This is a genomic window from Comamonas trifloxystrobinivorans (genome assembly GCF_043359985.1).
Taxonomy (GTDB): domain Bacteria; phylum Pseudomonadota; class Gammaproteobacteria; order Burkholderiales; family Burkholderiaceae_C; genus Comamonas; species Comamonas trifloxystrobinivorans.
The window spans coordinates 1-4,448 of the sequence record NZ_JBHZGV010000037.1 but is presented as its reverse complement, the minus strand read 5'-3'; the positions used below and the strand labels follow the sequence as shown (position 1 = coordinate 4,448).

The window sequence follows — 4,448 nt, the reverse complement described above, 5'->3', positions numbered from 1 at the left end:
CCATTCGTGCAGGTCGGAACTTACCCGACAAGGAATTTCGCTACCTTAGGACCGTTATAGTTACGGCCGCCGTTTACTGGGACTTCAATCAAGAGCTTGCACCCCATCATTTAATCTTCCAGCACCGGGCAGGCGTCACACCCTATACGTCCACTTTCGTGTTTGCAGAGTGCTGTGTTTTTATTAAACAGTCGCAGCCACCTATTCTTTGCAACCGCTTTGGGCTCCGTTTGTACAACTTCACCTACTTGCGGCACACCTTCTCCCGAAGTTACGGTGTCAATTTGCCGAGTTCCTTCTCCTGAGTTCTCTCAAGCGCCTTAGAATACTCATCTCGCGCACCAGTGTCGGTTTGCGGTACGGTCGTGTGTAGCTGAAGCTTAGTGGCTTTTCCTGGAAGCTGGGTATCACTCACTTCGTCTGCAAGCAGACCCGTTATCACCCCTCATCTTAGCCCGGCGGATTTGCCTACCGAGCACGACTACAGGCTTGAACCAACATATCCAACAGTTGGCTGAGCTAACCTTCTTCGTCCCCACATCGCACTACACATCGGTACGGGAATATTGACCCGTTTCCCATCAGTTACGCATCTCTGCCTCACCTTAGGGGCCGACTCACTCTACGCCGATGAACGTTGCGTAGAAAACCTTGCGCTTACGGCGAGCGGGCTTTTCACCCGCTTTAACGCTACTCATGTCAGCATTCGCACTTCTGATACCTCCAGCATCCGTTACCAGACACCTTCACAGGCTTACAGAACGCTCTCCTACCACGCACAGCAGAACTGTGCATCCGCAGCTTCGGTAACTGGCTTAGCCCCGTTACATCTTCCGCGCAGGACGACTCGATCAGTGAGCTATTACGCTTTCTTTAAATGATGGCTGCTTCTAAGCCAACATCCTGACTGTTTTAGCCTTCCCACTTCGTTTCCCACTTAGCCCGTTTTAGGGACCTTAGCTGGCGGTCTGGGTTGTTTCCCTCTTGAGTCCGGACGTTAGCACCCGGTGCTCTGTCTCCCAAGCTGTACTCTGCGGTATTCGGAGTTTGCATAGGTTTGGTAAGTCGCCATGACCCCCTAGCCTAAACAGTGCTCTACCCCCGCAGGTAATACTTGAGGCACTACCTAAATAGTTTTCGGAGAGAACCAGCTATTTCCAAGTTTGTTTAGCCTTTCACCCCTATCCACAGCTCATCCCCTAGTTTTGCAACACTAGTGGGTTCGGACCTCCAGTACCTGTTACGGCACCTTCATCCTGGCCATGGATAGATCACTTGGTTTCGGGTCTACACCCAGCGACTCGTCGCCCTATTCGGACTCGATTTCTCTGCGCCTTCCCTATTCGGTTAAGCTTGCCACTGAATGTAAGTCGCTGACCCATTATACAAAAGGTACGCCGTCACCCCTAAGGGCTCCGACTTTTTGTAAGCATGCGGTTTCAGGATCTATTTCACTCCCCTCCCGGGGTTCTTTTCGCCTTTCCCTCACGGTACTTGTTCACTATCGGTCGATGATGAGTATTTAGCCTTGGAGGATGGTCCCCCCATGTTCAGACAGGGTTTCTCGTGCCCCGCCCTACTTGTCTGCAGCCTAGTACCACCAGTGCGTTTTCACATACGGGGCTATCACCCACTATGGCCGGACTTTCCATTCCGTTTTGTTAACACACTGACTATCACTGCAAGGCTTCTCCGAATTCGCTCGCCACTACTATCGGAATCTCGGTTGATGTCTTTTCCTCTGGGTACTTAGATGTTTCAGTTCTCCAGGTTCGCTTCGTTAAGCTATGTATTCACTTAACGATACCTATTGCTAGGTGGGTTCCCCCATTCAGAAATCTCCGGATCAAAGTTTATTTGCCAACTCCCCGAAGCTTATCGCAGGCTATCACGTCTTTCGTCGCCTATCATCGCCAAGGCATCCACCACATGCTCTTAGTCACTTGACCCTATAACTTTGATCTCTATCGCTAGAGAGCATTGCTACAAACTTCAAGCAACTGCTTTGCGAGGTCTCTCACCTCGCGCGTTATGCCGTAATGTGAATATCTAGATATTGCTATCTTGAAGAATATTCGTCATTACTGAATAAAAATTGCTCATCGCAAAGTTTCATTCGTTTTGACGCAATCAAATTGTTGCTGGTGGCACGGTCTGCACTAAACCTTTACGAATGTGCAGTTTCCACCAGCAACGCTGATTTCGACTCTATGAATTTTTAAAGAACAGCCTTTGGTATCTCTACCAGCCCGGCATCGCTGCCGGCATCAATCGAGGTTTCGATCAATACAAAAGCAGTCTGCAAGCCAGACTGCTTTTGTATTGGGAAGCCAAAGATTATAGCACTTCAAGCGCTATCATTTTTGAAGTTGTCAACTTCTGTTTTTTGGTGGAGGATGACGGGATCGAACCGACGACCCCCTGCTTGCAAAGCAGGTGCTCTCCCAGCTGAGCTAATCCCCCGGGATTTTCATCTCACCAGTTTTGTTGGATCAGTACTTAAAAAAGTACTGGTGGGTCTAGTTGGGCTCGAACCAACGACCCCTGCGTTATCAACACAGTGCTCTAACCAGCTGAGCTACAGACCCATTCCACAGCAGCTGCAAGCTTCTCACTCGCAGCCACCAGGCTTGTTCCAACAACCGATAAGTGTGGACGTTCAATCTTGATTGCTTGTTTTCCAGAAAGGAGGTGATCCAGCCGCACCTTCCGATACGGCTACCTTGTTACGACTTCACCCCAGTCACGAACCCCGCCGTGGTAAGCGCCCTCCTTGCGGTTAGGCTACCTACTTCTGGCGAGACCCGCTCCCATGGTGTGACGGGCGGTGTGTACAAGACCCGGGAACGTATTCACCGTGACATTCTGATCCACGATTACTAGCGATTCCGACTTCACGCAGTCGAGTTGCAGACTGCGATCCGGACTACGACTGGCTTTATGGGATTAGCTCCCCCTCGCGGGTTGGCAACCCTTTGTACCAGCCATTGTATGACGTGTGTAGCCCCACCTATAAGGGCCATGAGGACTTGACGTCATCCCCACCTTCCTCCGGTTTGTCACCGGCAGTCCCATTAGAGTGCCCTTTCGTAGCAACTAATGGCAAGGGTTGCGCTCGTTGCGGGACTTAACCCAACATCTCACGACACGAGCTGACGACAGCCATGCAGCACCTGTGTGCAGGTTCTCTTTCGAGCACAACTCCGTCTCTGGAGTCTTCCTGCCATGTCAAAGGTGGGTAAGGTTTTTCGCGTTGCATCGAATTAAACCACATCATCCACCGCTTGTGCGGGTCCCCGTCAATTCCTTTGAGTTTCAACCTTGCGGCCGTACTCCCCAGGCGGTCAACTTCACGCGTTAGCTTCGTTACTGAGAAAGTTAATTCCCAACAACCAGTTGACATCGTTTAGGGCGTGGACTACCAGGGTATCTAATCCTGTTTGCTCCCCACGCTTTCGTGCATGAGCGTCAGTGCAGGCCCAGGGGATTGCCTTCGCCATCGGTGTTCCTCCGCATATCTACGCATTTCACTGCTACACGCGGAATTCCATCCCCCTCTGCCGCACTCTAGCCATGCAGTCACAAAGGCAGTTCCCAGGTTGAGCCCGGGGATTTCACCTCTGTCTTACATAACCGCCTGCGCACGCTTTACGCCCAGTAATTCCGATTAACGCTCGCACCCTACGTATTACCGCGGCTGCTGGCACGTAGTTAGCCGGTGCTTATTCTTACGGTACCGTCATCGCACCTCTGTATTAGAGAAGTACTTTTCGTTCCGTACAAAAGCAGTTTACAACCCGAAGGCCTTCATCCTGCACGCGGCATTGCTGGATCAGGCTTGCGCCCATTGTCCAAAATTCCCCACTGCTGCCTCCCGTAGGAGTCTGGGCCGTGTCTCAGTCCCAGTGTGGCTGGTCGTCCTCTCAGACCAGCTACAGATCGCAGGCTTGGTAAGCCTTTACCCCACCAACTACCTAATCTGCCATCAGCCGCTCTGGTAGCACAAGGCCCGAAGGTCCCCTGCTTTCATCCTTAGATCTCATGCGGTATTAGCTGCTCTTTCGAGCAGTTATCCCCCACTACCAGGCACGTTCCGATGTATTACTCACCCGTTCGCCACTCGCCACCAGGTGCAAGCACCCGTGCTGCCGTTCGACTTGCATGTGTAAAGCATGCCGCCAGCGTTCAATCTGAGCCAGGATCAAACTCTATAGTTCGATCTTGAATTTAAAGTCTCTCGACTACTCACTCACTTGACGGAATCAAGAAGAATAAATTCTTCCTCATTACTGTTTTTGTGAGCGCTTGTTTTGCTCCGAAGAACATATGGCAATCGCCACCAAACGCCCACGCTTATCGGCTGTTAATTTTTAAAGACCAACCCAAAGATCTCTCAACCTTCAGATTCAACCCGCTGCAATCAGCGAAGCCTTGTATTGTAGCACAGA

General features: G+C 51.1%; 2 tRNA genes and 2 rRNA genes. All 4 read right to left on the bottom strand.

The window, feature by feature from the left end:
• A 23S ribosomal RNA gene (locus tag ACFIQF_RS24510) occupies positions 1-1,949 on the bottom strand; the annotation flags it as partial.
• A gap of 438 nt (positions 1,950-2,387) precedes the next feature.
• Positions 2,388-2,463 (bottom strand) — tRNA-Ala (locus tag ACFIQF_RS24505).
• A gap of 48 nt (positions 2,464-2,511) precedes the next feature.
• Positions 2,512-2,588, bottom strand: a tRNA-Ile gene (locus ACFIQF_RS24500).
• A gap of 96 nt (positions 2,589-2,684) precedes the next feature.
• Positions 2,685-4,217 (bottom strand): 16S ribosomal RNA (locus tag ACFIQF_RS24495).
• Between the last annotated feature and the right edge of the window lie 231 nt (positions 4,218-4,448).